We start from the raw sequence: 26,370 nt of genomic DNA, 5'->3' as shown, positions 1-26,370 counted from the left end.
ACTTCTTCTGCAAACTCAAGGAGTTCAAGCGCATCGCCATGCGAAGCGACAAGACAGACAGATCATTCGCAGCAATGATTTATCTCACCGCCGCTATCATCAATTCACGGTAATTCCCAACAGACCCTGGAAAAAGCTTCACCAAAAACTTTCGTACATCAGGCCTGCCGGGCCGTCGCGCATCCCCGCGCGGAAGGGGCCTTTGACGGGGTCCGTCATTATTGCTGGTATTTCAGGCCATCTTTCTTTATGCACCCCCTTCCCCCATGACGCATGAAGGGCCGGCGGCCTCTCCTCCTGCGTCGCCCTGAATTTATTCTGCCCGGATTGCTTCATCACATGTCGTTTCCTGAGACCCATCCCGCACTTCAACGCGCGCTGGACGAGCGCGGGTATGAAAACCCCACGCCCGTGCAGACCGCCGTCCTCGACGTTGCCGCCGACGGGCGCGACCTCCTCGTCTCGGCCCAGACCGGGTCGGGCAAGACGGTCGCCTTCGGCCTGGCGATGGCCGATACGCTGCTGGGCGGTGACGAACGCCTTGGCCCGGCTGGACCGCCGCTTGCGGTCATCATCGCCCCCACGCGCGAACTGGCCATGCAGGTCACACGGGAACTGACATGGCTGTATGCCCCTGCGGGCGCGCGCATCGTCTCGTGCATCGGCGGCATGGACGCCCGGCGCGAGGCACGTGCCCTGCAGATGGGCGCGCATATCGTCGTCGGCACGCCCGGACGCCTGTGCGACCACCTGTCGCGCGGTCGACTGGTCATGACGGACCTGCGGGTCGTCGTGCTCGACGAGGCGGACGAGATGCTCGACCTCGGCTTCCGTGACGAGCTTGAACAACTGCTTGACGCCATGCCGAAGACGCGGCGCACGCTGCTGTTTTCCGCCACCATCGCGCGTGAGATCGCCTCGCTCGCCAAGCGTTACCAGCACGACGCCCTGCGCATCGACACCCTGTCGGGCAGCAAGCAGCACGCGGATATCGAATATCGCGCGCTGCTGACGGATGCGCGCGAAATCATCCCTTCGGTCGTCAACGTCCTGCGTGAAACCGACAGCCCGACGACGATGGTGTTCTGCGCCACGCGTGAACTGGTGCGGCACATGCAGTCGGCGCTGGTGGAACGCGGCTTCTCCTCCGTCGCGCTGTCGGGCGAACTGGGACAGGCCGAACGCACCCGCGCCATCGACAGCCTGCGCAAGGGGCAGGCCAGCGTCTGCGTCGCGACCGATGTTGCGGCGCGCGGCATCGACATCCCCGCACTTGCGCTGGTGGTCCATGCCTCCCTGCCGACCGACCCGGCCACCCTGCTGCACCGTTCGGGCCGCACCGGCCGTGCGGGACGCAAGGGCGTGTGCGTGCTGATGGTGCCCGTCTCGCAGCGCCGCCGCGCGGAACGCCTGATGATGGGGGCCAAGATTTCGGCCACATGGTCCGCCGTTCCCAGCGCGGACGAAATCCGCGTGCTCGACACGCAGCGCCTGCTGGCGGACCCCGCCCTGTCGCAGGAAGTGCCGGAAGCGGACCGCGAACTGATTTCGCGCCTGACCGAAGGCCATTCGCCCGAACAGCTGGCCGCGGCCCTGCTGCGCACCTATCGCGCGCACCTGCCGCAGCCGGAGAATGTGCGCCAGATCACGCCCGACAGCCGCCCGCCCCGCGCCGAAGGCCCCCGCGCCCCGCGTGAAGGCCGTGATTACGCCCCGCGTGAACCGGGGGAATGGTTCTCCATGAGTGTCGGGCGCCAGGACAAGGCCGATCCCAAATGGCTGGTGCCGCTGATCTGCCGCCTTGGCGGGGTGCGCAAGTCCGATATCGGCGCGATCCGCATCGCCGATACGCAGACGCTGTTTGAAATCGCACCCGACACGGCGGAAAAGTTCCGCTCCTGCATCGGCGCGATCGATAATGACGAGGTCCAGATCGCCCCGGCTTCCGCCCCCGCCGGTGGCGCGGGGCCGCGCCGTCCGATGGGACCGCGGGGTCCGCGCCCGCCCGCAGGCGGCCGTCGCCCGCGTCCCTTTGGTGGTGGTGGCGGCCATGGCGGCCCGCGTGGGGGTGGCGCGCATGGTTCGTCGCGCAAGCGCAGCGCCCGCCCGGCCTGATCCCGCCCATGACCGGTCTGGCCTGACGCCGGACCGGTCCGGCAAAAAGAAATGGCGCATGTCCCGGCTGTCCCGGAACATGCGCCATTGTCATTTCAGGCCCCGCACCTGTCGGAAGCCCCCTGCCCCGCAAGGGCGGGAGCAGGGACGTTACTGGCCACCGCCAAGCAGGCTGTCCACGTCGGAGCGCGTCTGGTTGCGCATGTTGTCCCAGTTCTGCCGTTCCGCATTGCCGGCATTGCGCAGCTGGTCCATCTTCTGCTGCGGGGCGTTGCGGATCGCGTCAATGCGGTCACGGCCCGCCTGCAGCTTTTCCTGCCCGGCCTCACGCGCGCGATCAAGGCGACCGGTCGTATCGTTGCGCAGCTGGTCTTCCCTGTCCTTCAGGGCCTGCTCACGCTGCTGCATGCGCTCATCGCTCTTCTGGCGATAGTTCTGGAGGCGGTTGTTCGCACAATCCGTCGCCTGTGCCGCGCGGTCGAGCACATCCCAGCCCGGCGTGGAGGAATTCTGGCTGCAATCCGTGGCGTGTGCTGCAGGAGACATGGCCAGAACGGCACCGGACAGACTCGCTACAAGAAAAAAACGATTGAAATTCATTATTATCCTCATCAACTGCAAGATAAGCTGACCCGACGGGAAACAACCATGGAGTTATGGCCGCATTTGGACGGATTTGTGACAAAGCCCCACCCCATCCCTTCCTCCCCCACATAATCTTCCCCATCCCCGGATGGGAGTCCCCCTGACACATGGCAGCCTTTTCCGGGACACAGGGGGCATGAAACCGCCCTTATCCAGCTATATTGAAAAATAGCATGTTCATTAAAATATTGTGATGATATATACTGAACATACCTTATTGGAAGTAACACATTTTCTTATCGAAATTCATGACACCCTGTCCTTCATGCGGCCACAGGCGCGGATTGCACGCCCACGGGCCACACCCGTCCGGCCGCGCCCGTACCGCCATGGCCGGTGTCGCGCCCATGCACTGCGGTAACTGACGCCGTGTGGGACCAGCCCTACCTTGAGACATGCTGCCGTTCGGCGCTGCATCGCCTGTGCCTGAGCGCGCAGGCAGGCCGTCCGGCGGACATGGCCGACGCCCCCTGCCTCCAGCGGTTGGCGGGCATGGGACTGGCCCTGCTGCGCGATGACGGACGGTTTGTAATTTCAGCAACGGGAACCACACGGCATTGCAGCGAAATCATGAAACGGTCCTGACATGATCAGCCATGAAGATATCTGGCGGGCGCTGGATCTTCTGGCGACAGAGCGTGGCATGACCCCATCGGGACTGGCCCGGGCGGCAGGCCTGGACAGCACGACCTTCAATCCCTCCAAGCGCATGACGCCCTCTGGGCGGCCACGCTGGCCCGGCACCGAAAGCCTGGCGCGAACGCTGTCGGCCACCGGCATCTCGCTCGAAGGGTTCGGGCGCCTGATGAACGGGCATGGGGACAGGTCGGCCGGGGCGCATCATGAGCACCTGCGGATCGTGCCCTTTTCCGAACTGCGCCAGGCCGCACTGTTTGACGAGGCCGGCCTGCCCTGTGGCGAGCGGTGGGAGACATGGGATTTCCACGGGCTGGCGGACCATCACTCGTACGCCGTTCTGGTCGATTCCGACAACATGGAACCGGTGTTTCGCAATGGCGCCGTGCTGGTCGTCTCCCCCACCGCCGCGATCCGGCAGCATGACCGGGTGCTGCTGCACGGCCCCGATTCCCACCCGTGCTGCGGGATCGTGACCGACCGCTGGCACGATGCCCTGCCGAACGCGCCGCTGCATGAACGAATCCGCATCCGTGGCGTTGGGCGCATGGAGGGGGAAACGCTCGAAATGGATGGCGACACGCGCGTTCACCGCATTGCGATGGCCTGCCTGTAGGCATCGCCGCCGGATCAGGCGCGACAGCGGCGCAAAACAGGATGAATTCATGATGTTCCGGCTGACTTTTGGCAATTTTTACCTTATGTCTCGCGCATGACCGACACGCCCCTTTCCCTGATCCGCAATTTCTCGATCATTGCCCATATCGACCATGGGAAATCGACGCTGGCCGATCGCCTGATCCAGGCCTGCGGCGCGCTGACGCAGCGCGAGATGACGAACCAGGTCCTCGACAACATGGACCTTGAGCGTGAACGCGGCATCACCATCAAGGCGCAGACCGTGCGCCTGACCTATCCGGCGAAGGATGGGAAGACCTATGTCCTCAACCTGATGGACACGCCGGGCCATGTCGACTTCGCCTATGAGGTCAGCCGCTCGCTGGCCGCGTGCGAGGGATCGCTGCTGGTGGTCGATGCGTCACAGGGGGTGGAGGCGCAGACGCTGGCCAACGTGTACCAGGCCATCGACGCCGACCATGAGATCGTGCCGGTCCTCAACAAGGTGGACCTGCCCGCCGCCGACTGCGAACGCGTCAAGGCGCAGATCGAGGAGGTCGTGGGCATCGACGCCGAGGACGCGGTGGAAGTGTCCGCCAAGACCGGGCTGAACATCGAAGCCGTGCTGGAGGCGCTGGTCACGCGCCTGCCCCCGCCAAAGGGGGATGCGGAAGCGCCGCTCAAGGCGCTGCTGGTCGATAGCTGGTATGACCCCTACCTTGGGGTCATCACGCTGGTCCGGGTCAAGGAAGGCCGCCTGAAGAAGGGCATGCGCATCCGCATGATGTCCACCGGCGTCGTCCATAACGTGGACCAGGTGGGCGTGTTCGCCCCGCGCCTGACCCCGGTGGAGGAACTTGGCCCCGGGGAGATCGGCTACATCAACGCGGCGATCAAGACGGTGGCCGACTGCAACGTGGGCGACACGCTGACCGACGACCGCCGCCCCGCCGACAAGCCGCTGGCGGGGTTCAAGCCGTCCGTGCCGGTGGTGTGGTGCGGGCTGTATCCCGTCGTGGCCGACGATTTCGAGAAGCTGCGCGACAGCCTTGCCAAGCTGCGGCTGAACGATGCGTCATTCCATTACGAGGCCGAGACCTCGGCCGCGCTGGGTTTCGGGTTCCGCTGCGGGTTCCTCGGCCTCCTGCATCTGGAGATCATCCAGGAACGCCTCAGCCGCGAATTCAACCTCGACCTGATCGCGACCGCGCCTTCGGTCGTCTATCGCCTGTGGCGCACCAATGGCGAGATGGAGGAACTGCACAATCCCGCCGACATGCCCGACGGCTCCCTGATCGAACGGATCGAGGAGCCATGGATCAAGGCGACCATCATGGTGCCGGACGAATATCTGGGCGCGGTGCTGACGCTGTGCACGGAACGGCGCGGGGTGCAGCAGGACCTGACCTATGTCGGCAATCGCGCGATGGCGGTCTATCGCCTGCCGCTCAACGAAGTGGTCTTCGACTTCTACGACCGGCTGAAATCCGTCTCCCGCGGGTATGCCAGCTTCGACTACCAGATGGACAGCTATGAGGAGAGCGACCTTGTGCGCATCTCCATCCTTGTCAATCAGGAACCGGTGGACGCGCTGTCCTTCATCGCGCACCGTTCAGCGGCGGAAACGCGGGGACGTGCGATCTGCGCGAAGCTGAAGGACCTGATCCCGCGCCAGCTGTTCAAGATCGCCATCCAGGCGTCGATTGGCAGCCGGATCATCGCGCGTGAGACCCTTGGCGCAATGTCAAAGGATGTGACGGCCAAATGTTATGGCGGTGACATCTCGCGCAAGCGCAAGCTGCTGGAAAAGCAGAAGGAAGGCAAAAAGCGCATGCGCCAGTTCGGTAAGGTGGAAATCCCGCAGAGCGCGTTCCTCGCCGCGCTGAAGATGGACCAGTAAGGACAGGTGCGACATGGTGCGATTATCCCGCAAATGAGTGGGATAATCGTGCTGTTCCCCCTTGCGCTGGCATGAATTGCTGCTATGTTCCGCATCCATCAGGCAGGATTTCAATCCTGCTCCTGACCGGCTGGAGAGATGGCCGAGCGGCTTAAGGCGCACGCTTGGAAAGCGTGTGTACGTTAATAGCGTACCGTGGGTTCGAATCCCACTCTCTCCGCCATGTTCTATTTTCCCCTATAAAATCAGTCGCTTGGCGACTTCTGCCGTTACAGTCTTGCATGGTGCAGTTACATGTGCAGCGTTACATATCGTAGGGTAGGCACAACGTCTTCCGTCACGCCGGTGCCCATCCTGTCAAAGACACCGTCACCTGTGCGGGGTGGTAATAGCGGAACGGCACACCGGGCTGTAAATAGCGCCCTGTAAAACGGCGCCACGGACGCATAACGACCAAGTGTTTCAGTCGCGGGGGACGAGACCGTGTCACGGGATGCGGCACACCCTGGCAACAACAGCGCATAGACCAGAGGCAGCCAGCAGTTACGGAGCAGGCCATTACCCAGGCTATGGCGAGAGAATAACACAGGGTTTTTAGTAAAAATTCTGGATAACGAACTTCTACCATGGGTCATGTGGCCTGTAACCAGATATTTTCTGGACTTCGACAGGTACCGGACCGGCCGGTTGCCATGTCCATGCAACCCCGGCGTGGATGCGATGTTGTCTCCCTGCGGCCGTTCGCGACCCAACCGGACCGGGCGCACGACAGCCAGAAACGGCCATCCCGCGCCCCACGATCGCGGTTGCCAATCCTCGTTCCCCACCAGTGCCCGCCAGAGCTGATGAACGGACATCGCATGCCCTGCCCCGTGCAACCGCCAGGACTCCCTGTCCTGAATTCAGGCCCAAATATTAACAGCCTGCCAAAGTGGAATTCAGGTGTTTGTCCATTTGAAGATATATGTTATTGGCAACAATCATGCGATATATTTTGCATCCCATGAAGCACAGGGTGATAACTCTTTTTTCTGTTGCTTCTATTGCCATTTTTTCTTTGCCAACAACACTTTGCCGGGCATCCGACATTTCGGGCCAGCCCCTTGCGGCAGATGAGGTGGCCATGGCCGTTCCCATGCGGCAGGGGCAGGCGGCCCTCTCCCACCCGCTGTCCCCAAGTGATGCCGCACGGATCCGTACCGCTTTTGAAAGTCAGGCTGCCGGCAATTTCGGACAGGCGGATGCACAACTGCAACAGGTCAGGGACAGCAGCCTGACGGGCACCGTCCTGGCCGAACGGTGCCTGTCGGCCCCCTCCGCCTGCCCGACATCCATGCTGGAAGACTGGCTGGCGCGTTATACGGACCTGCCACAAGCGCCCATGGTGCAGGCAGTGCTGGAATCCCGCCACGATATGCCCACGAACGTGTCCGCAGGATACCCGGTGAACGCGGCCCCCGGCGTGAACAGGGCTTCTGGTGACGTCATCAACGCTGCCGAGGCCCAGAACCTTTACATACAGGGACAGGACCAACGCCTTCTCGACAGGGCCCTCGCCACGCCCATATCAAGGGATGCGACCGGCAAGGTGGCGTTTTACGCGGGCCTGTCGGCGTGGCGGCTAGGAGAGGTCCCCCAGGCACAACTCCTGTTCGCGCAGGCCGCCAGTGCGGACAGGGGCACCACCGAACTGCACAGCGCCGCCGCCTGGTGGGCCAGCCGCGCCGCGGGACAGATTGGCAATACGAAGGATGCGTCGCGCTGGCTCGTGCAAAGCGCACGTTGCGGGGACTGTTTCTATGGCGTGCTCGCCCGCCGCACCCTTACCCGGGACAGCACGCAGTTACATGAGGCCCGCGTGCCGACAATCGCGGATGTCGGCGCGGTTTCCGCCCGGCCCGCAGGCCACCGGGCACTGGCCCTTCTGCAGGTCGGTCGTGTGGACCTGGCGGAAGCCGAACTGCATACCGATTGGACACAGGCCAGAAACCCCAACGAGCGGCAGTCCATAGCGCTGATTGCCCATGCGATGGGTGATGCGGCTGATACACCAGTCCGTCGCACAGGCGGCAGCCAACTGGTCCCCGGCCACAGCATTGACCTCCCGCAGCGTTTCACGCCACAGGGCGGATTTGTGGTGGACCCGGCGCTCATCTATGCAATCGTTTCGATCGAGTCACGTTTCCAGCCCAGGGTGGTCTCCAGAAGCGGCGCACGGGGACTGATGCAGTTGATGCCCCGTACAGCTGCGAATTTCGCCGGTGGCCGGAAGGAGGATTTAAGCAATCCTTCCGTCAACCTGCTGATCGGGCAGCGTTACCTGATGGCTCTTGCCCAGGATGAGCATATCAATAACCATCTTATCCGTTTGCTGGCGAGTTATGCTGCTGGCCATACTGCGGTGGCCCACTGGAATGCTTCGGAACAGAGCGAAAATGAGTCCCTTTCCTTTCTGGAGGCCATTCCCACCCCCCAGGTCCGCAAATGGATCGAGACAGTCCTGCTGCACAGCTGGATGTATTCGGAAAAGCTCAACCGCCGGCCCGTAAGCCTTGACCTGCTGGCCGAAGGCAAGAAAGCCCAACTCCCGATGGAGGAGGAGACATCCCTCCAGTAAGGGTCCCATTGCCGCACGACAGTCCTGCCAGCACCCGGTTGCCAGTGGATTTACATGCACAGGCCCCAGGAAAAACGCCCGAAAATAACGCGCCACCAGCAGGTGCCACCGCCGCATCGACAACGGCGGCCTCCCAGCCCTGGTCCCCCGCTCCCGCCTAGGCCAGGTCTCCCGGGGCGTTCATGGCGGGGCATTTCGTCCGGGACGCGATACGCCCCATGAACCGTTACCCTGAAACAGCAGGGATCACGCGAAAATCCGCTCCATCCATGCCTCAACCGTATCGCCGCTGCTGATCGCGGGGTCAATCAGGCCATCGACCATGAAGGTGGGCGAGACATGGATGCCATTCTGGCGTGCGTATCTGCTGTGCCATTTGACGGCGGACTGCAGGTCCGGCACGGCAAAGGCCTGCGCCAGCGCGACCCCGCTATAGCGTTCCATGCGCCGGATGATGTCGTTGGGCGTGGCATCCATGTTCGGGCCGGCGCAGTGGTTGGTGAACTCGAATTCCTCGCGATGGGCGGCGACGGCACCCATGACCCTGCGCGCCGTCTCCCTGCCCCCTTCCAGTGTGGAGGCCGCAAGGATGGCGCGGATAATCACACCGGAAAACATGTGCCATGGCTGGGACTGGAAACGGATTTTGATCGTGATCCGGTCTTCCCCCGCCTGACGGAGCAGCGCATCAAGCTTGCCCAGTGCCCGGACCGAAAACGGGCAGGTGGGTTCCACGAACATCTCGAACACGCGGGGACCATGCCCCCAGACAAGCGGATCGACACGATAGGATGTGGATGGACCTGACATATGTGGGACTCCCCGCTGTTTCGGACATCTCTGCTGGCACGCGACAACAAATCCAAAGAAGTTTTTGGTGAAGCTTTTTCCAAAAAGCTTTGGAAGACGCCGCCTTCTGGATCAAAGGCATCCCCCGGGAACGGTCATGCTTCATAATGACCATTTCAGGACCGTGCCTGAAACGAACAGCGCGCGCACCGCATCTTATGTGTATCTGGAAATCTGGTGCCGGGTGAGGGATTTGAACCCCCGGCCTTCGGTTTACAAAACCGCTGCACTACCACTGTGCTAACCCGGCAACTGGCCCCTGCCCGGGGCTGCCCATGGGCGGGGCATGACCCAGCCATGTTCCCGACCTGCCACGGAACCATGGTTTTCTTTTGCCCATATCATCCCGCATGGTCAAGCAGGGATTCCGCTCCATCGCGCATCAGTGCGACGCCTTCATGCGCGTGGCCCAGACCGCCCGGATGCGGGCACGCTCGGCGGCACTCAACTGCCCTGCCTGCCCTGTCCCCGTGGGTCGCGCAGTCGCGCCGCGCCGCGTGGCGACATGGCGGCGGCGAGCTTGCGGGCGTCCCGCGACCGGCACCTGGCCAGAGGCCGGGTTGTCCCGCATTTCCCGTATGGCCTGCGCACACAGCGACTGCCTGCCCACCCCGGCCTCGATCGTCGGCAGCAGGGCCACCGGTGTGACCACGCCCAGCAGGACCGTGCCCACCGCGCGGGCGATCGTCTCCGTGCTTGGCGTGATGGACGGTTTCTTCAGCAGCCCCGTGATATGCAGCGTCCCCGGAAAGGAGCCCACCGCGAAATGCCGTGAATCCGTCATCAGCGCATAATCGATCGTGTTGTTGCGGAAATCGAGGCTCCCCTTGCCGACCGTGCGGGTATCGCCCGTCTCGATCAGGAAGGTGCGCGTATCGAGTATGCCCTGCCGCAGCGGCATGTCGGCGATCATGCACTTCAGGTCCGTCTTGCCCGGCAGGCCAAGGATCGACAGCAGCGCCTTGCCCAGTTCCAGCCCCAGCAGGTCCGGCAGCACGGCAGAGATATCGCCCCCCTGGTCCAGCGCGACCGTCATGCCGCCATCGCCACTGGCGACGATGCCCGCAAGCGAACGGCCGGTGCCATGGATCGCAAGGTGCCCGCCAAAGATGCCATTACCCTCGAACCTGCCAGCGGCCTGCATCAGGCGGGAAAGGTTGATACGCACAAGGTCGATGCCGATCCGTGCCTCCACCGCGTCGCCACGGGGCGTAAACGTGCCGCTGCTGGCCAGCGTGCCCGAACCCACCGCGAAATTCAGGTGATGGACATCAATCACGCCGTCGCGGATATCGGCCAGCACGTCGATATTGTCCAACGGCGTATGGCGGTTTTCGATATGATCCCCGTGATAGGCGAAATGGACATTCGTCGCGCGCAGCTTCGGCATGTTGATCGGCGTGCTGGGAAGCACGGCGTTGCTGCTGGCATGGGCGCGGGCTTCGGCCTGCTGCTGCGTGGTGGAGGGCTTGTCCCCCGGCGTCGCGCCAAAGAAACCGGCAAGGTCAGCAAGGTCCACGCGGCGCGAATGCAGTTCCGCATCCACGAACGGCACCGCCTGGTGCGGGTCGATCGACAGGTCGCCGCCAAGGTCGCTGGAGCCCACATGCCCGTCAAGATTACGGAAGCGGACATGCGCCGCGCTGTAATCAAGGTTCCCCACCACGCGATAGGGCGGCGTCTGCGGGATGACCACGCCCGTCAGCGGGTAGAGCAGCGACATGTCCGGCCCCGCAAGCGACAGTTGCAGCCGCGCCCCGGCAAGGGTCAGCGGATCTTCCACCGTCCCGCGCAGCGTCAGGCGCGTCGCGCCATGGCGGATGTCGAGGTCAACCGGATAGGGCTGCGTGCGGTCCTGCAGCGACACCAGCGTCCCGCCGGAAAAATGGCCGATGATCGCCTGCCCGACATAGGTGCCCCTTGCATCCATCAGCAGGCGGGCATCCTGCCCGTCCGTGGCGTCGGTCGTATGGACCTCGCCCTGCATGTCGGTATGCAGCCCGGCATGCGCGACATGCAGCCGCCCGTTGGCGATGCGGATCGCCCCGATGCGCGGCATCGCCGTAGCATTGCCAGCGGGGACGGGGGACGTGTCCTTACCCGTCGTGGCGCCCTTTCCCCCGGCCTCCTGTTTCGCCGGGGACACCGGTTTCGCATCGGGGTCGGAAAAATCGTAATTCGTGCTGCCATCCGCGCGTTCGCGGACTTCCACCACCGGGGTGTCAAGCGCGATCAGCGGCAGGTCCAGGCCGCCACCCGACAGCAGCGGCCACCAGCGGATGGAGACATCAAGCCGCCGCGCGGTGGCAAAGGGCGGCAGGTCGCCAAAGCCCCCGGGCTGTTCGATACGGACGTCATCGGCGCCGATCGTAATGACCCGGCCGGGATGGACATGCAGGTGCGCGATCGTGACCCTGCGATGGATCGCGGCCCCCGCCCTGCGTTCAACCAGCGGAATGAACCAGTCCCACGACCACAGGATCACCAGCGCAAGCACCGCGACACACAGCATCCCCGCCACGATCGCGCGCACGGGGGGAACCGCACGTCCCCCACGCGATGGGGGATCCTGCCTGCGTACGATTCCCTTGCCTGTCTCGGTCATGCCTGCCCTTTCTTCCGGATTGGTGCGAAACGCCTGCGATTGCACGAAGTTTCGACCCACGCCCCGCACCCCCTGCCACCATATACCCCATGGCCCCGGCATGCGGGGGCCGATATGGGCGCAACAACAGGGTGGCGTGGAAGGATGCGGTCCTGTAATTGCCGTGTAGCCATATCCATATCATCACTGGATGTCCCAGTTACCGCAGAAAGGTTTACCGATGCCTGCCTATCGTTCCCGCACCACGACACATGGCCGCAACATGGCCGGTGCGCGCAGCCTGTGGCGTGCAACCGGCATGCAGGACCAGGATTTCGGCAAGCCAATCATCGCGGTCGCCAATTCATTCACGCAGTTCGTGCCCGGCCATGTCCACCTCAAGGACCTTGGCCAGCTTGTCGCGGGCGCGGTGGCCAAAGCCGGTGGCGTTGCGCGTGAGTTCAACACCATCGCCGTCGATGACGGGATCGCCATGGGCCATGGCGGCATGCTCTACAGCCTGCCGTCACGCGAACTGATCGCGGATGCCGTGGAATACATGGTCAATGCCCACTGCGCCGATGCGCTGGTGTGCATCAGCAACTGCGACAAGATCACGCCGGGCATGCTGATGGCGGCGATGCGGCTGAACATCCCCACGATCTTCGTCTCCGGCGGGCCGATGGAGGCGGGGAAGATCCTCAATGAAGGCGTGGAACGACGTGTTGACCTGATCAGTTCGATGGTCGCGGCTGCCGATAGCCGCGTCAGCGATGACCAGTCGCAGCAGATCGAACGCTCCGCCTGCCCCACCTGCGGGTCGTGCTCCGGCATGTTCACCGCCAATTCCATGAACTGCCTGACCGAAGCGCTCGGCCTTGCCCTGCCCGGCAATGGCAGCCTGCTGGCCACCCATGCCGACCGGCGCGACCTGTTCGTGCAGGCCGGGCACCGCATCGTCGAACTGGCGCGGCAGTGGTACGAACGCGACGACGCCACCGCCCTGCCGCGTGGCATCGCGACGCTGCCCGCCTTTGAAAACGCCATGTCCGTCGATATCGCGATGGGGGGATCGACCAACACGGTGCTGCACCTGCTGGCCGCCGCGCATGAGGGCAAGGTGCCCTTCACCATGGCCGACATCGACCGCCTGTCGCGCCGGGTGCCGAACCTGTGCAAGGTCGCGCCCTCGCGCTCCGACATCCATATGGAGGACGTGCACCGCGCGGGCGGCATCCCGGCCATCATGGGCGAACTGATGCGCATGGGCCTGATCCATGACGACGTGCCGACGGTGTACGCCCCCACCCTGCGCGCGGCGCTGGCGAAATGGGACATCAGCAGCCCCGACGTGGACGAGGCCGCACGCACCCTGTTCCGTGCTGCCCCCGGCGGGGTGCGCACCACGCAGGCCTTTTCACAGGCCAGCCGCTACGCCGAACTTGACACCGACCGCGCGGAAGGCGCGATCCGCGATGGCGAGCATGCCTACAGCCGTGACGGCGGGCTTGCCGTCCTGTTCGGCGACATTGCCGAGGATGGCGCCATCGTGAAGACGGCGGGCGTTGCGGCGAACCTGCTGACCTTCACCGGACCCGCGCGGATTTTCGAAAGCCAGGACGATGCCGTCTCCGCCATCCTTGGCGACCGGATCAAGCCGGGCGACGTGGTTGTCATCCGTTACGAAGGGCCGAAGGGCGGGCCGGGCATGCAGGAAATGCTCTATCCCACCAGCTACCTGAAATCCAAGGGGCTGGCTGAAAAGTGCGCCCTGATCACCGATGGCCGCTTTTCGGGCGGCAGTTCGGGCCTGTCGATCGGCCACATCTCCCCCGAGGCGGCGGAAGGCGGCCTGATCGGCCTGCTGGAGGAAGGCGACACGATCGAGATCGACATCCCCGCGCGCGTGCTGCGCACCACCGTGGGTGACGCCGAAATCGCAGCGCGCCGCGACCGCATGGAAGAGCGTGACGAACAGGCATGGCAGCCCAGGCGCGACCGTGTCGTCTCCACCGCGCTGCAGGCCTATGCCGCGCTGACCACCAGCGCATCGCACGGGGCGGTGCGTGACGTGACGCAGCTGCGTCGCCGCGTCATCCGCTAAGGCTGAATATGCCGGGCAGGGTCGTCCCCTGCCCGGCGGGCTGATGTTCTTTTTTTGTCAAAAAAGAACCAAAAGCTCCAAAGGGCGCTGCCCTCATGAACAAAGGCGGCGCCAGGCCATTCCTGAACGCGTCAGGCCTGCCCCTGCGGGCGCAGGCGGCCAAGCGCGCCCATGTCACAGCGCGCCATGCGCCGGAATGTCTGCGCCACGCGATGCTTCAGCGCCGTCATGTCCGGCACGATCATGTTATGCAGCGAACGTACATTGTCGTGCGTGGCGTAAAAACGATGGGTCTGGTTCCTGTCCACCAGGATCGCCGTGCCCACGAAGATCCCGTCTATCTCGATAACCTGTGAATCAAGCATGGTATCCTGCCTTCTTGCGACCGGTTACGCCAACGGCACCGGGACATGGGGTTGCCTTGCCCCGCGTCACCTGCCGCACCGCTGTCCCGGTACATATTCTTATTGTCATCACGGGCGGGCCGGACGGAGTGTCCGCGCGCCCTGACATACATCCCCGCTGATATGCGGGCCATTGCGGCCTGCATGCCATGCGGATGTGCCAACGCATATTGCCTATCACAAGGCAGCATTCAATCGGAAAAACAATATTTTGATGTGAATTTTAAAATAACATCCCTGATATACTTTTGGGAAAGGTGCCGCGAAAAGTGGAATATTATGTCTTTTTTATGTCTCGTTGTTACTTTTACTTAATGACGCCCACGAAACGGACTGCCGTGGATCGCGCCCACCTGCTGCGCCTGTCATGCGGCGGGCGGCCACTTCGTCGGGATGGGGGTTTGTGGTAACGTACGGCATGATTTCGTCGTGGCATGGCGCGACAACCGGTCCTGTGCGGGTCATCCACCCGAAAGTTTAAGAAAAAATTAATGCGAATCTGCTCGTTTCCGTTCCTGTCCGAACATTCCGGAACATCCTTCAACGCACGGTCCGGTCATGCCGCCCGTGTGGCCATGATGGTCGCCACCGTGCTGCTGCCGGCGGCCGTGGCCCATGCCGCCACCTATCCCGCGCCGCTTCTGCCGCCCAATTCCACCGCGCAGGCATGGGGGGTCAACGCCCGGATCGAACATACGGCACATGACTGTACCGTGCATGCCACCATCGACCAGCAGCGCTTTACCGCACAGATGCCGCAGATGATCGCCGCCGGGATCTTCAGCGCACGCCTGACGCCCGACCTGATCCGCAGCACGCCACATTACCTGATGAATACGTTGCAGACCGATATCAGCCCCGGCTTTGTCCATGCGCTGTTTACACAGACGAATGCCCCGGCACGCTGCCATTTCATATGGGATTATGTCGCGCCCGGACCGTCGGGGGCACCGGTTTCCCACCCCATGCTGTCATTTGACGTCACCCATGCGACCCATGACCGGATCGACTGGCCACACCTGAAATTCGGGGACATGGCCGGCCACGAGGACGCCGTCAGCGTGGACCACATCTTTGACGCGCAGGTCAATCAGGAGACGCTCGACATCACCATGGCGCTGGCCCATGACGGCACGGACATGGATGCCCCGCCCTGACAGACGGGGTCGGGTTTTCCCGTAAAGCCCGCGAAGACGGCGCCCCGAAACTTTTGTTTCTATCAACCTGCCGTTTTGAAATACCCTGCGCCGTCAGGCGGCATGCAGCCACTGTACCAGCATGTCACCCACCGCCAGGCAGGCCAGGAGGATCACCAGCACGCGAATGGCGACATACAGTTTCCGCTGCGCAGGGGTCAGCGGCCTTTCACGCCGCCGGAGCACCACCTTGTCCGGGTCCGGGGCCTGCACGTAACGCACATGCGGGGTCTCATCCGTCATGTCATTCACCTTCGTTCTGATGCCGCCGTCATTAACAGACATGACAGGATTCGACCACCACATGTTCATATCCCCCCGTCACGCTGCTCCATCTGTCCCTGCCCCATGAAAGTGCGCCTCCCTTCCCTGCTGGCGTTCGCGATGCTGATGATGGTGCTGGCACCGGGGGCGCGGGCGACCCCCTGTGATTCCATGGGGCCGAATGGACGCCTGCCCGCCCTGACGAACGAGAAACTGTCCGCACAGGCACGCCTGCTGTGCAATACGGCCTTTGTGGTGCTGCATTCCGGCATTGCGCATGAACCGGTCTGGTCCGCCGAACACCTGACGGCCGCAGGCATCCGTTCGGCCGAATCCACACCCCGCCGGGGCGAATTCCAGCCCGATGACCGCCTGCCCCCGGGGGAAGGCGCGCAGTTGGCGGATTATGTCCGTTCCGGCTACGACCGGGGCCACATGACCCCGTCGGGGGACATGCCCGATGAGGCCACGCAGGCGGAGAGCTTCCGCCTGTCGAATGTCGTGCCGCAGAGCGCCGCACTCAACCGTGGCAAGTGGGAGGAGATCGAAAGCGCGGTCCGCCGCCTCGCCGAGAGGGACGGCGAGGTCTATGTCGTGACCGGCCCGGCCTTCCGTGCCCGCCGCCTGTCAAGCATCGGGCGCGACCGGGTACTGGTCCCGACATCGACATGGAAGGCCATCTATGACCCGCGCCAGCGCACGGCGGGGGTCTATGTGTGCCACAACACGCTGCGCACCCCGACCTGCGCGCGCGTCACGATTGCCGTGCTGATCCGCACGGTGGGGGTCGACCCGTTCCCCGCACTCCCCGAAGCATTGAAGCAGACCTATATCACCCTGCCCCTGCGGACTGTCCGGCACACGACCTCGCGACGTCACAAGCATCGCGCCCATTCTTATTGGCGATAATATTTCAAAAGGATGATAAAGGATGTCCGCATTTCCTTTCTTTATTGATGGTATATCATCCACAACATTCGTATTCATCTTTCTGGAAATTTCGCTTCTGGCAAATGGGATATTACCTGGTCAGACGAACATATAATGTCTTTATTTATATTATCAGCGGTGAATGCTCCGGCCACGAGACTGCCCCACTCCACACACGCATGCCCGATACAGGAGACGCAACATGAAACAGCCCACCTCACCGGCGCTGGTCCCCTTTGCCGATGACAGTGCATCCTGCACGCTTGACGGAATCACGATCGAAAACGGCACCGACAGCATCGCCTTTTACGGACAGACGGACCTGACCCGTGACAAGGCGGGGCTGCGCAGGGCACAGGACCTGCTGGCGTTCCTGCAATCGGTGGTGGACAGGCTGCAAGCCACGCCCGACCTGCCCACCGCCATCAAGCCGCCGTCCCACAAGGGCGGGAAGGTGGATAATCCGTTCATGTAGGGTGTGGGAGGCATGGGCCGGGCATGTGTTTCAGGAAGATGGCCTTCCCATGCCATTCGATCTCCGGTCAGGGCTCTGCCCTGAAACCCGCCAAAGGGCATTGCCCTTTGGAAACCATGACTTGGCAGGCATTTGAAAAACCCGATGCGGCATTCATGCCCCAAACGCAAAAAACGGGACAGACCATGACTGGTCCATCCCGTTTTCCGATAATCGCCTGATCCATCGCATCTCCCCGCGGTAGCGGGAGAGACGCGACAGGCCCCGCAATCAGCGCTTGCTGAACTGGAAGGAACGACGTGCCTTGGCGCGACCGTACTTCTTGCGTTCGACAACACGCGGATCGCGCGTCAGGAAGCCCGCGGCCTTCAGGATGCCACGCAGGGCCGGCTCATAATGCGTCAGCGCACGGCTGATGCCGTGACGGACCGCACCCGCCTGACCCGACAGGCCACCACCGGTCACGGTGCAGTAGACGTCGAACTGGTTGTAGCGATCAGCCACCAGGAACGGCTGCGTGATCAGCATGCGCAGGACGGGACGGGCGAAGTAGGTGCCGACCGGACGTCCGTTGACGATGATGTCGCCCTTGCCCGGCTTGATCCACACGCGTGCGGCGGCGTCCTTGCGACGGCCCGTGGCATAGGAGCGGCCCTGCGCATCGCGCTTGGCTTCGTAAACCGGTGCGGCGTTCTGGGAGGCCTCGATCTGACCCGACGCGACTGCTCCCTGCAGGTCGGCCAGCGTGCCTGTACGTTCTTGGGTTTCAGACATGGTGATCAGGCCCCGTTCTGGTGGCTGGAGACGGAATTCTTGCGGTTCAGCGCCGCAACGTCGAGAACCTGCGGCTTCTGGCCTTCATGCGGATGCTCGCTGCCTGCATAGACATACAGGTGCTTCATCTGCGCGCGCTGCAGCGGGCCACGGGTGATCATGCGCTCGACAGCCTTGCGCACGACATGGCCGGGGTTCTTGCCCTCAAGGCGCTGGGTGATCGTGCGCTGCTTGATTCCACCCGGATAGCCGGTGTGGTAATGGAACAGCTTCTGCGACACCTTGTTGCCGGTCAGGCGAACCTTCTCGGCGTTGATGATGACGATGTTGTCGCCACAATCAACATGCGGGGTGAACTGCGGCTTGTGCTTGCCGCGCAGGCGCTGCGCAACAATGGCGGCCAGCCGGCCCAGGACCAGGCCTTCGGCGTCGATCAGGGTCCAGCCCCGTGTCACCTCGGCAGGTTTCAGGGAAAGTGTGGTCTTCATGGATTCAGTGTTCCGTCTTGATATGAGCGGTAACGGGTGGCGCGTTATCATCGGATGCGTCGCAAACGTCAAGAGGACAATGCCATTTTTCCGCACTTTCCCGCAGAAAATCACCTTGTGGTAATATGATACCACAATATTTGCCACCAGAAGATTGCCCCGCCCCCTGTGAATGATATAGCTGACATGCAAGAGATCACTGTGGACACCGCGCTCGTGAAGAAAATATTTCCCGCCTTACCGATGGTCGCACTTGTCCTTGTGGTGGGCGGCTGGGGCCTCCATCACTTTGCCCAGCGCAGGCTGGAGGCCGGCATAGCGGACTTCCGCGCCGCCATCGGGCCGGACGCCAGCTTCAGCTACGCCACGGCAAAGCCCCGCACGCTGGCGCGCGGTGCCCGGTTTACCGCCGTGACCTACCACAACCCGGCCATGACCCTGACCGCCGCGAACGTGAAGCTTGGCGGGATGAAGGGGAACAATGTCCAGGGGGAGAAGATCGGCAGCGTGGTCCTGCAGAAGGTGCAGGTCATGGCGTGGGGCAACACCTTCTCCCTTGACGAGGTGGACCTGTCGGACCTGACGCTGCCCAATGGCGCACGGCCTGCGGGGAATGCGCCACAGTCCCTGGGCTTCGATTCGCTGGTGCTGGGCGAAGGCGACTTCACCAACCTGCACATCGCCGCCCCCGCAACCCAGACGGACATGACGGTCGCGCACATGCGGATCAGTGACTACGGGCTGGGGCAGTCCTCGCACCTCGACCTCGATCACCTTGCGACCCAGATCAACCTGACCCCCACCCGGCGCATCACGGTCGAGCACATGCAGCTTGACGGGCCGGACTTCGCCGGGCAGGTCGCAAGCCTGACGCAGTCGGGCCACCTGATCCATGAAACCCATCCCTACAAGCTGGACCTGAAGAAGGGCGCGATCGACAGTTCGCACCCGCTCCTGCAGGTGGACCGGCTTGTCTCCTCGCGCACCTCGACCGAGGTGGAGGACAAGATGGATACCCGCCTGACCAACCTTGCGGTCTGGTCCACGGGCACCGACAGCCCGTCGCTGCTCAACGCGTTCGGCTATGACCATTTCATGGGCAACGTCCATGCGGTCAGCGCGGGCGACCGTACGGCGGGCCATCTGCGGCTGGAACCCCTGACGGTGGAGTCGCCGGACATGGGCAACCTGACGGTGATCGCGGAACTGGACCAGATTCCCTTTGACGACATGAGTGTCATTCCGGAAACGGCGCGCGTGGTGTCGGCCGCCATTACGTGGGATGACAGGTCGCTGGCCGGGCGCGTGGTCGAAAGCCTCGCCCGCAGCCGCAATACACCCGTGGACGAATATCGCCAGGCGCTGCTGTCGGGACTGGCCGCCTCTGACGATGCCTCCATGCGGGCGCTGGGACGGTTCCTGCAGTCCCCCGCCGACCATCCGCTCCAGCTTGCGCTGCGGCCGATGAAGCCGGTGAACCTGATGATGATCGGCATTGCCATGTCGATGGCAAGCGACCCCTCCATCGCCGCCCCGCTGGGCCTGACGATCTCCACCCCATAAGGGCTGCCCGCGATGCGCCCGTCCCCCGCCATGCCCGCCCCGGTCCATGTGATCGGGGCGTCGGGGCGGTCGGGACGCGCCCTGTGCACGGCGCTGCTGGGGGCGGAAATTGCGTATGTGCCACTGGTGCGTGATGTTGCGCGGTGGCAGGCGACGGGACTGCCAGGGGTGGCGCGGCGCCTTGACCTGACCGATCCCGCGCCCTGCGTCGCGTCCGCGCTGCACGATGCCCGACGCATCGTGTCCACCGCGCACGCACGCCATGTGGGGGCCATCGTGGCCGCCGCCCCGCCTGGTGCGTCACTGGTCTGCCTGGGTAGCACGCGCATGTTCACGCGCTGGCCCGACGCCCATGGCATGGGTGTGGAACAGGGGCAGCAGGCGCTGCTGTCCTCCGGCCGCGACGGGGTGATGCTGCATCCGACGATGATCTATGGCGCGCAGGGGGAAAACAACATCCGGCGGCTGCTCGGCCTGATCCGGCGCCTCCCGGTCCTGCCGCTGCCTGCGGGCGGGCGGGCGCTGGTCCAGCCGATCTTTCAGGATGACGTGACCCGCGCGATCATGGCGGCCCTGGCGCGGGAGTGGCAGGGCGGGCATGCGCTGGTCATCGCGGGGGGGGAGGCTGTCGCCTATCGCGACCTTGCAGCACTGGTGGCGCACCATGCGGGCCTGCGGCAGCGGCCGGTCCTTGATGTCCCGGCCTCCGTGCTGATGGCGGCGTGCCGCGTGACGGCGCACCTGCCGGGCCTGCCCCGCGTCACCCCGGCGGAGATCCGCCGCCTGACCGAGGACAAGGCGTTCGACATCGCCCCCATGCGCGCGGCACTCGGCTTTACGCCCCGCACGCCAGACGATGGGCTGCGCCAGTTCCTTGGCGCATTGCGATAGAAGACGCCGCGCGACGGGACAAAAGTTTTCCGGCGGCGACTCGCCACTACCCTGCCGGTCGCGAAGTCACGATCCGGCATGCGTGCGCTGGTAACGACACCCGGGACCGGGTCAGGGGCGCCGCGCCGCTGCGGGCGTCAGGCCCCACCCGCGCAGGGCATGGCGATACTCCTTTGTTCCCAAGGATCTGACGACATCCCACATGGTCATGTGTGGATGTCCCGCACACCCCTCGCATTGCGTCGGGGCATGACGACAGCCCTGTGACGCACAGCGACAGGCCAATGGGACAGCACTTCACAGACTGCTGATTTTTAAGGGAAAAGTGATGATGGGGCGAATGACGGGGCTCGAACCCGCGACATCCAAGACCACAACCTGGCGCTCTACCAACTGAGCTACATCCGCCGCAACGAGGGGTGATTTAGAGGCTCTGATGCGGCGCGTCAATAACCCTTTTTACGCCATGTTGCGTTTCGGTGGCCATTGCCACGTCATCCGCGCAGTTCCCCCACCCGGCGCAGCCTGCGCACCGCCTCGGTCACGACTTCGGGCCGCTTGCAGAACGCAAAGCGCACCAGCGTGCGTGGCCCCGGCGCGCCATCGGGGTCATAGAAGGCGGAAACCGGGATGCCGGTGACGCCAAGCGTGCATGTCATCGCCCGGCAGAAGGCGACATCATCACCATCAAAGCCAAGCGGCGCGAAATCTGCGATGACGAAATAGCTGCCGTCGCAGGGCAGGACATCGAATCCGGCATCGCGCAGGCCCTGCGTCAGGATATCGCGCGACCGGCGCATGCTTTCGGACAACTGTTGGAAATACGCGCCGTCCTTTTCCAGCCCGACGGCCACCGCGCGCTGCAGGTTCGGCGCGACGGTGAAGGTCAGCAACTGGTGCGCCTTCGCCACCAGGGCCGCAAGCGGCGCGGGGGCCGTGACGTATCCGACCTTCCATCCCGTCATGGAAAAGCTCTTGCCCGCGCTGCCGATACGGATGGTGCGCGCCTTCATCCCCGGCAGGGACATCAGCGCGACATGGCGCACCGGGGCGAAGGTCAGGTGTTCATACACCTCGTCACACACGGCATAGACATCGTGGCGCGCCATCAGGCCGGCGATGAATTCCAGTTCCTCTCGGGTGAAGACCTTGCCCGTCGGGTTCATGGGGGTGTTGAGCAGGATCGCCTTCGTCCGCGGACCGACCGCCGCCTCCAGTTCCGCGCGCGGCAGGGACCAGTCCGGCGGCAGGAGGCGTACCGGGCGCGCCACCGCCCCCAGCATCCGCAGCACCGGCAGGTAGGTGTCATACAGCGGTTCGAAGACGACCACCTCATCCCCCGGATTGACCAGCGCCATCAGCGACGCGGTGATCGCCTCCGTCGCGCCGCAGGTCACCACGACCTCGGTCGCGGGATCGACCTCGATCCCGCAGAATCGCAGGTTGGCCGAGGCCACCGCCGCGCGCAGTTCCGGCAGTCCGGCCAGCGGCGGATACTGGTTGCGCCCATCGCGCAGGGCTGCGGCGGCAACCTCGACCAGGTCGGCCGGGCCTTCGGTATCGGGGAATCCCTGCCCCAGGTTCACGGCGTCATGTTCCACCGCCAGCGCCGACATGACGGAAAAAATAGTCGTCGGCAGCGCCGACAGCATCGCATTTGCGGGTTTCATACCTGCCATCCTGTCCATAGAGCGGCAATGACTGACGCCAAGGTTGCGATTTTTGCAATACCATCCGATTGCCTGAAATCCCAACCCGTGCAAACCTGTAGGCGAAAAGAACCTGGTACGGCATCTGCGTCCGTTTTTCGCAGGAATACGATCTGGTACCGGAATGCCACCGGTCCGCAAGACTGGAGATTGACGACGCGGCATGAAAAAGATCGAGGCCATCATCAAGCCCTTCAAGCTCGACGAAGTGAAGGAAGCCCTTCATGAAATCGGCCTGATGGGCATCACCGTGACCGAAGCCAAGGGTTTCGGCCGGCAGAAAGGTCATACCGAACTGTATCGTGGCGCCGAATACATCGTCGATTTCCTTCCGAAGGTGAAGCTGGAGATCGTGTGCTCGGACGATCTGGCGGACCGGGCGATCGACGCCATCATCAGCGCCGCGCGCACGGGCCGCATCGGCGATGGCAAGATCTTCGTCTCCCCCATCGAGGACGTGATACGCATCCGTACCGGCGAACATGGCGAGGATGCCGTCTGACATGTGACATGTCCGTGCCCGCGCGTTGGCGCGCTGGCATGGCCCCCTCGACACGGGCATCCCTTTTTCGTAACCGTTTCGGTCTCCGCGTCATTTGCTGCGGAACCGTTCACCACAGGCAGGTAGAGAACAATGCCAAAAAAAGCATCGGGTACCCCTTCTTCCCCGACCTCCGGCGTTTCGGCTGAAGCAGTCGCCAAGGTCTTCAGCCTGATCAAGGAAAACGCTGTCGAGATGGTGGACCTGCGTTTCACCGACCCGCGCGGCAAGTGGCATCACACCACGCAGTATGTCACCACCATCGAGGAAGACACCTTCCGCGAGGGGTTCATGTTCGACGGTTCGTCCATCGCCGGGTGGAAGGCCATCAACGAAAGCGACATGATCCTGCTGCCGGACCCCACGACGGCGGTCATGGACCCGTTCTCGGCCAAGCCGCAGCTGATCCTGATCTGCGACATCGTCGAACCCTCCACCGGGCAGTTCTACAACCGCGACCCGCGTGCGACGGCGAAGCTGGCGGAACAGTACCTGAAGTCCACCGGCCTGGGCGATACGGCATTCTTCGGCCCCGAAGCCGAATTCTTCATCTTCGACAGCGTGCGCTTCGGCACCGGCCCGAACTACGGCAAGTACGAGCTTGAAAGCATCGAAGGCCCCGACGCGTCGCTCAAGGACTATCCCGAAGGCAACATGGGCCATCGCCCGGGCGTCAAGGGCGGGTATTTCCCGGTTGCCCCGGTCGACAGCGAAGGCGACCTGCGCGCCGAAATGCTGACCACGATGGGCGAGATGGGCCTGCCGATCGAAAAGCACCACCACGAAGTCGCGCAGTCGCAGCATGAGCTGGGCACCAAGTTCGCGACCCTGGTGGAATCGGCCGACTTCATGCAGATCTACAAGTACTGCGTGCACAACGTCGCCCATTCCTATGGCAAGACGGCGACGTTCATGCCGAAGCCGATCTATGGCGACAACGGTTCGGGCATGCATGTCCACCAGTCGATCTGGAAGGCGGGCAAGCCGACCTTCGCCGGCAACGGCTATGCCGACCTGTCGGACGAGGCGCTGTACTACATCGGCGGCATCATCAAGCACGCCAAGGCGCTCAACGCGTTCACCAACCCGTCCACCAACTCCTACAAGCGCCTGATCCCCGGCTTCGAAGCCCCCGTGCTGCTGGCCTATTCCGCGCGCAACCGTTCGGCCTCGTGCCGCATCCCGTATGCGACCAGCCCGAAGGCCAAGCGCGTGGAGGTCCGCTTCCCCGACCCGACCGCGAACCCCTACCTCGCGTTCGCGGCCATGCTGATGGCGGGCATCGACGGCATCAAGAACAAGATCCATCCGGGCGACGCGATGGACAAGGACCTGTATGACCTCCCGCCGGAGGAACTGAAGCAGATCCCGACCGTCGCAGGCTCCCTGCGCGATGCGCTCAAGGCGCTGGAGGAGGACCACGAGTTCCTGCTCGCCGGTGGCGTGTTCACCAAGGACCAGATCGAAAGCTACTGCGCGATCAAGTGGGAAGAAGTGTTCAAGTTCGAACACACCCCCCACCCGGCCGAGTTCGAGATGTACTACTCGGTCTGAGGACCGGTTGCGCCGCGCCTGTCGCGGCGTGACGCAAAAGGCGTCGGGATCACACGATCCCGGCGCCTTTTTTCATGCGTGTCGTGCTGATCCGGCAACGATGTCCCCCGAAGCTTTTTGAAAAAAGCTTCACCAAAAACTTTTTTATTTTCAGTATGTTGCCGGGGGAGTCCATGGTTTCCAAAGGGCAATGCCCTTTGGCGGGTTTCAGGGCAGAGCCCTGAGCGATACACCACAGCAGAACCCACCCTGCGCCCCGGCGTTACGCACCGCACGCGGACATGTCATCGGGCCGGGACGTGATCGGGGCATGATACCGACGCACGATATGCTATCCCCCGGTAAGGATATCCGTCGCGGATATTTCCCCGATGGCCTTCCCATGCGCGCTTTCCCCGAGGCGCGCGCCATACATGCCCGTAACGGGCGGGCCAGCCACCGGGGTGCTTTTCCTGTCATGCGTGCGATACGGACGAAAGGACGATCATGGACCCCACCCTCCCGGTCATGATGCAGGCCGTCACCATTGCCGAACCCGGCCCCCCCGATGCCATGGCAATCACCGAGGTGCCCATCCCCACGCCCGCCGAGGGCGAAGTGCTGGTGCGTGTCATGGCCGCGGGCGTCAACCGCCCCGACATCATGCAGCGCAAGGGGCTGTATCCCCCGCCACCGGGGGCCAGCCCGCTGCTGGGGCTGGAAATCGCGGGGGAAGTCGTCGCCCGTGGGCCCGGCATCGCCGATGATGCCTTTCCCTCCGTTGGCGCGCGTGTCTGCGCCCTGTCCAATGGCGGGGGATACGCGCAGTACTGCGTGGTCCCGGCGGGGCAGTGCCTGCCATGGCCCGTAGGGTCTGACGCGATCCACGCGGCCGCCCTGCCGGAGACGTTCTTCACCGTCTGGTCCAACCTGTTCATGACCGCGCACCTGCGCGCGGGCGACCGGGTGCTGGTCCATGGCGGCAGCAGCGGCATCGGCACCGTGGCCATACAGCTTGTCCGCCAGATGGGGGGGATTCCCTATGTCACCGCAGGCACTGCGGAAAAGTGCGAACTGTGCACGACCATCGGGGCGGAGGCCGCCATCAATTACCATGAGGAGGATTTCGTCGCCCGCATCGCCGGACTGACGGACGGGCGCGGGGTGGACATCATCCTCGACATGATCGGGGGCGCCTACCTTGAACGCAACCTGCGCTGCCTTGCCCCTGACGGGCGGCTGGTGATCATTGCGCTGCAGGGCGGCGCGCGGGCGGAAAATATTGGCCTCGCGCGCATCATGACACGGCGCCTGATGGTGACGGGCACGACGCTGCGCCCGCGCAGCAGCACCTACAAGGCGGAAATCGCACGCCAACTGCACCGGCAGGTGTGGCCGTTACTGGAAAAAAAGGCCGTCCGTCCGCTGATCCATGCCACCTTCCCCTTTGCGCGGGTTGTCGATGCCCATAAGCTGATGGAAAATGGAGCGCATAGTGGAAAGATCATCCTGAACCTCCAGACGGCTTGAACCA

The 26,370-nt window shown here is 63.6% G+C and carries 23 protein-coding genes, 3 tRNA genes and 1 pseudogene; 16 read left to right on the top strand and 11 right to left on the bottom strand.

Going from position 1 to position 26,370, the window contains the following annotated elements; all coding sequences use genetic code 11:
- Positions 1-113 (top strand): annotated as a pseudogene (locus KMAL_RS17540) (IS5/IS1182 family transposase); the annotation flags it as partial.
- 226 nt (positions 114-339) lie between these two features.
- Positions 340-2,115: a DEAD/DEAH box helicase gene (locus KMAL_RS06320; protein ID WP_110094889.1), complete on the top strand. Its 1,776-nt coding sequence runs from the start codon at positions 340-342 to the stop codon at positions 2,113-2,115.
- 150 nt (positions 2,116-2,265) lie between these two features.
- Here KMAL_RS06320 and KMAL_RS06315 read toward each other — a convergent pair whose 3' ends face one another.
- Positions 2,266-2,661: a hypothetical protein gene (locus tag KMAL_RS06315; protein WP_239019980.1), complete on the bottom strand. Its 396-nt coding sequence runs from the start codon at positions 2,659-2,661 to the stop codon at positions 2,266-2,268.
- Between the two features lie 468 nt (positions 2,662-3,129).
- On the opposite strand from KMAL_RS06315, the gene KMAL_RS06310 reads away from it, so the two are divergent.
- From KMAL_RS06310 to KMAL_RS06295, 4 genes are all read left to right on the top strand, one after another.
- A complete protein-coding gene (locus KMAL_RS06310) occupies positions 3,130-3,345 on the top strand; it encodes a hypothetical protein (RefSeq protein ID WP_110094887.1) in 216 nt (71 codons plus the stop codon).
- Between the two features lies 1 nt (position 3,346).
- Positions 3,347-4,012, top strand: coding sequence for a helix-turn-helix transcriptional regulator (locus KMAL_RS06305; RefSeq protein ID WP_110094886.1), 666 nt, complete (start codon positions 3,347-3,349; stop codon positions 4,010-4,012).
- Positions 4,013-4,108: 96 nt separating this feature from the next.
- Positions 4,109-5,914, top strand: a complete 1,806-nt coding sequence (gene lepA / locus KMAL_RS06300) for a translation elongation factor 4 (protein WP_110094885.1) — start codon at positions 4,109-4,111, stop codon at positions 5,912-5,914.
- Positions 5,915-6,046: 132 nt separating this feature from the next.
- Positions 6,047-6,137 (top strand) — tRNA-Ser (locus KMAL_RS06295).
- A gap of 692 nt (positions 6,138-6,829) precedes the next feature.
- Here KMAL_RS06295 and KMAL_RS17205 read toward each other — a convergent pair.
- On the bottom strand, positions 6,830-7,039 hold the full coding sequence (locus tag KMAL_RS17205; RefSeq protein ID WP_167400066.1) for a hypothetical protein: 210 nt from the start codon (positions 7,037-7,039) through the stop codon (positions 6,830-6,832).
- On the opposite strand from KMAL_RS17205, the gene KMAL_RS06285 reads away from it, so the two are divergent.
- Positions 7,038-8,531 carry a lytic transglycosylase domain-containing protein gene (locus tag KMAL_RS06285; protein ID WP_239019979.1) on the top strand — a complete coding sequence of 498 codons (1,494 nt, stop codon included), beginning with the start codon at positions 7,038-7,040 and terminating at the stop codon, positions 8,529-8,531. The two genes, KMAL_RS17205 and KMAL_RS06285, sit on opposite strands and share 2 nt — an antisense overlap.
- A 246-nt stretch (positions 8,532-8,777) precedes the next feature.
- On the opposite strand, the gene KMAL_RS06280 is transcribed toward KMAL_RS06285, so the two are convergent.
- The 3 genes from KMAL_RS06280 to KMAL_RS06270 form a co-directional block, all read right to left on the bottom strand.
- On the bottom strand, positions 8,778-9,341 hold the full coding sequence (locus tag KMAL_RS06280; RefSeq protein ID WP_110094883.1) for a DsbA family protein: 564 nt from the start codon (positions 9,339-9,341) through the stop codon (positions 8,778-8,780).
- Between the two features lie 214 nt (positions 9,342-9,555).
- Positions 9,556-9,630: transfer RNA gene (locus KMAL_RS06275), tRNA-Thr, on the bottom strand.
- 132 nt (positions 9,631-9,762) lie between these two features.
- Positions 9,763-11,985 carry an AsmA family protein gene (locus KMAL_RS06270; RefSeq protein WP_110094882.1) on the bottom strand — a complete coding sequence of 741 codons (2,223 nt, stop codon included), beginning with the start codon at positions 11,983-11,985 and terminating at the stop codon, positions 9,763-9,765.
- A 220-nt stretch (positions 11,986-12,205) separates the two neighbouring features.
- Here KMAL_RS06270 and ilvD point away from each other — a divergent pair, with 220 nt between their 5' ends.
- Complete coding sequence (gene ilvD / locus KMAL_RS06265) at positions 12,206-14,068, top strand: dihydroxy-acid dehydratase (protein ID WP_110094881.1); 1,863 nt, start codon at positions 12,206-12,208, stop codon at positions 14,066-14,068.
- Positions 14,069-14,199: 131 nt separating this feature from the next.
- On the opposite strand, the gene KMAL_RS06260 is transcribed toward ilvD, so the two are convergent.
- Positions 14,200-14,433 (bottom strand): hypothetical protein, encoded by a 234-nt coding sequence (locus KMAL_RS06260; RefSeq protein ID WP_110094880.1) that lies wholly within the window; start codon positions 14,431-14,433, stop codon positions 14,200-14,202.
- 530 nt (positions 14,434-14,963) lie between these two features.
- On the opposite strand from KMAL_RS06260, the gene KMAL_RS06255 reads away from it, so the two are divergent.
- On the top strand, positions 14,964-15,629 hold the full coding sequence (locus KMAL_RS06255; protein ID WP_110094879.1) for a hypothetical protein: 666 nt from the start codon (positions 14,964-14,966) through the stop codon (positions 15,627-15,629).
- Between the two features lie 93 nt (positions 15,630-15,722).
- On the opposite strand, the gene KMAL_RS06250 is transcribed toward KMAL_RS06255, so the two are convergent.
- A complete protein-coding gene (locus KMAL_RS06250) occupies positions 15,723-15,911 on the bottom strand; it encodes a hypothetical protein (protein WP_146044165.1) in 189 nt (62 codons plus the stop codon).
- Between the two features lie 105 nt (positions 15,912-16,016).
- Between KMAL_RS06250 and KMAL_RS06245 the strand changes: the two genes are divergently transcribed.
- Together KMAL_RS06245 and KMAL_RS06240 are read left to right on the top strand one after the other, a co-directional pair.
- The gene (locus KMAL_RS06245) at positions 16,017-16,841 is read left to right on the top strand and encodes a DNA/RNA non-specific endonuclease (protein WP_167400065.1); all 825 of its coding nucleotides are present in this window, start codon (positions 16,017-16,019) and stop codon (positions 16,839-16,841) included.
- A gap of 223 nt (positions 16,842-17,064) precedes the next feature.
- Complete coding sequence (locus KMAL_RS06240; protein WP_110094877.1) at positions 17,065-17,337, top strand: hypothetical protein; 273 nt, start codon at positions 17,065-17,067, stop codon at positions 17,335-17,337.
- A 270-nt stretch (positions 17,338-17,607) separates the two neighbouring features.
- Here the strand turns inward: KMAL_RS06240 and rpsI are convergent, their stop codons facing one another.
- Together rpsI and rplM are read right to left on the bottom strand one after the other, a co-directional pair.
- A complete protein-coding gene (rpsI, locus tag KMAL_RS06235; RefSeq protein ID WP_003617378.1) occupies positions 17,608-18,111 on the bottom strand; it encodes a 30S ribosomal protein S9 in 504 nt (167 codons plus the stop codon).
- Between the two features lie 5 nt (positions 18,112-18,116).
- On the bottom strand, positions 18,117-18,599 hold the full coding sequence (gene rplM / locus KMAL_RS06230) for a 50S ribosomal protein L13 (RefSeq protein WP_110094876.1): 483 nt from the start codon (positions 18,597-18,599) through the stop codon (positions 18,117-18,119).
- Between the two features lie 186 nt (positions 18,600-18,785).
- On the opposite strand from rplM, the gene KMAL_RS06225 reads away from it, so the two are divergent.
- A complete protein-coding gene (locus KMAL_RS06225; RefSeq protein ID WP_239019978.1) occupies positions 18,786-20,162 on the top strand; it encodes a hypothetical protein in 1,377 nt (458 codons plus the stop codon).
- A 12-nt stretch (positions 20,163-20,174) separates the two neighbouring features.
- On the top strand, positions 20,175-21,053 hold the full coding sequence (locus KMAL_RS06220; protein ID WP_239019977.1) for an NAD(P)H-binding protein: 879 nt from the start codon (positions 20,175-20,177) through the stop codon (positions 21,051-21,053).
- Positions 21,054-21,385: 332 nt separating this feature from the next.
- Here KMAL_RS06220 and KMAL_RS06215 read toward each other — a convergent pair.
- A tRNA-His gene (locus tag KMAL_RS06215) sits at positions 21,386-21,461 on the bottom strand.
- Positions 21,462-21,547: 86 nt separating this feature from the next.
- The gene (locus tag KMAL_RS06210) at positions 21,548-22,723 is read right to left on the bottom strand and encodes an aminotransferase (protein WP_110094875.1); all 1,176 of its coding nucleotides are present in this window, start codon (positions 22,721-22,723) and stop codon (positions 21,548-21,550) included.
- 202 nt (positions 22,724-22,925) lie between these two features.
- On the opposite strand from KMAL_RS06210, the gene KMAL_RS06205 reads away from it, so the two are divergent.
- The 3 genes from KMAL_RS06205 to KMAL_RS06195 all read left to right on the top strand — a co-directional run bounded on the left by KMAL_RS06205 (position 22,926) and on the right by KMAL_RS06195 (position 26,366).
- Positions 22,926-23,264, top strand: a complete 339-nt coding sequence (locus tag KMAL_RS06205) for a P-II family nitrogen regulator (protein ID WP_110094874.1) — start codon at positions 22,926-22,928, stop codon at positions 23,262-23,264.
- A 132-nt stretch (positions 23,265-23,396) separates the two neighbouring features.
- On the top strand, positions 23,397-24,857 hold the full coding sequence (gene glnA, locus KMAL_RS06200) for a type I glutamate--ammonia ligase (protein ID WP_110094873.1): 1,461 nt from the start codon (positions 23,397-23,399) through the stop codon (positions 24,855-24,857).
- Positions 24,858-25,343: 486 nt separating this feature from the next.
- Positions 25,344-26,366: an NAD(P)H-quinone oxidoreductase gene (locus KMAL_RS06195; protein WP_180999754.1), complete on the top strand. Its 1,023-nt coding sequence runs from the start codon at positions 25,344-25,346 to the stop codon at positions 26,364-26,366.
- Positions 26,367-26,370 lie beyond the last annotated feature (4 nt).

Origin of the sequence: Novacetimonas maltaceti (assembly GCF_002906255.1) — a bacterium.
GTDB classification, from domain to species: domain Bacteria; phylum Pseudomonadota; class Alphaproteobacteria; order Acetobacterales; family Acetobacteraceae; genus Novacetimonas; species Novacetimonas maltaceti.
This window is presented reverse-complemented; position numbering and strand designations above follow the sequence as displayed.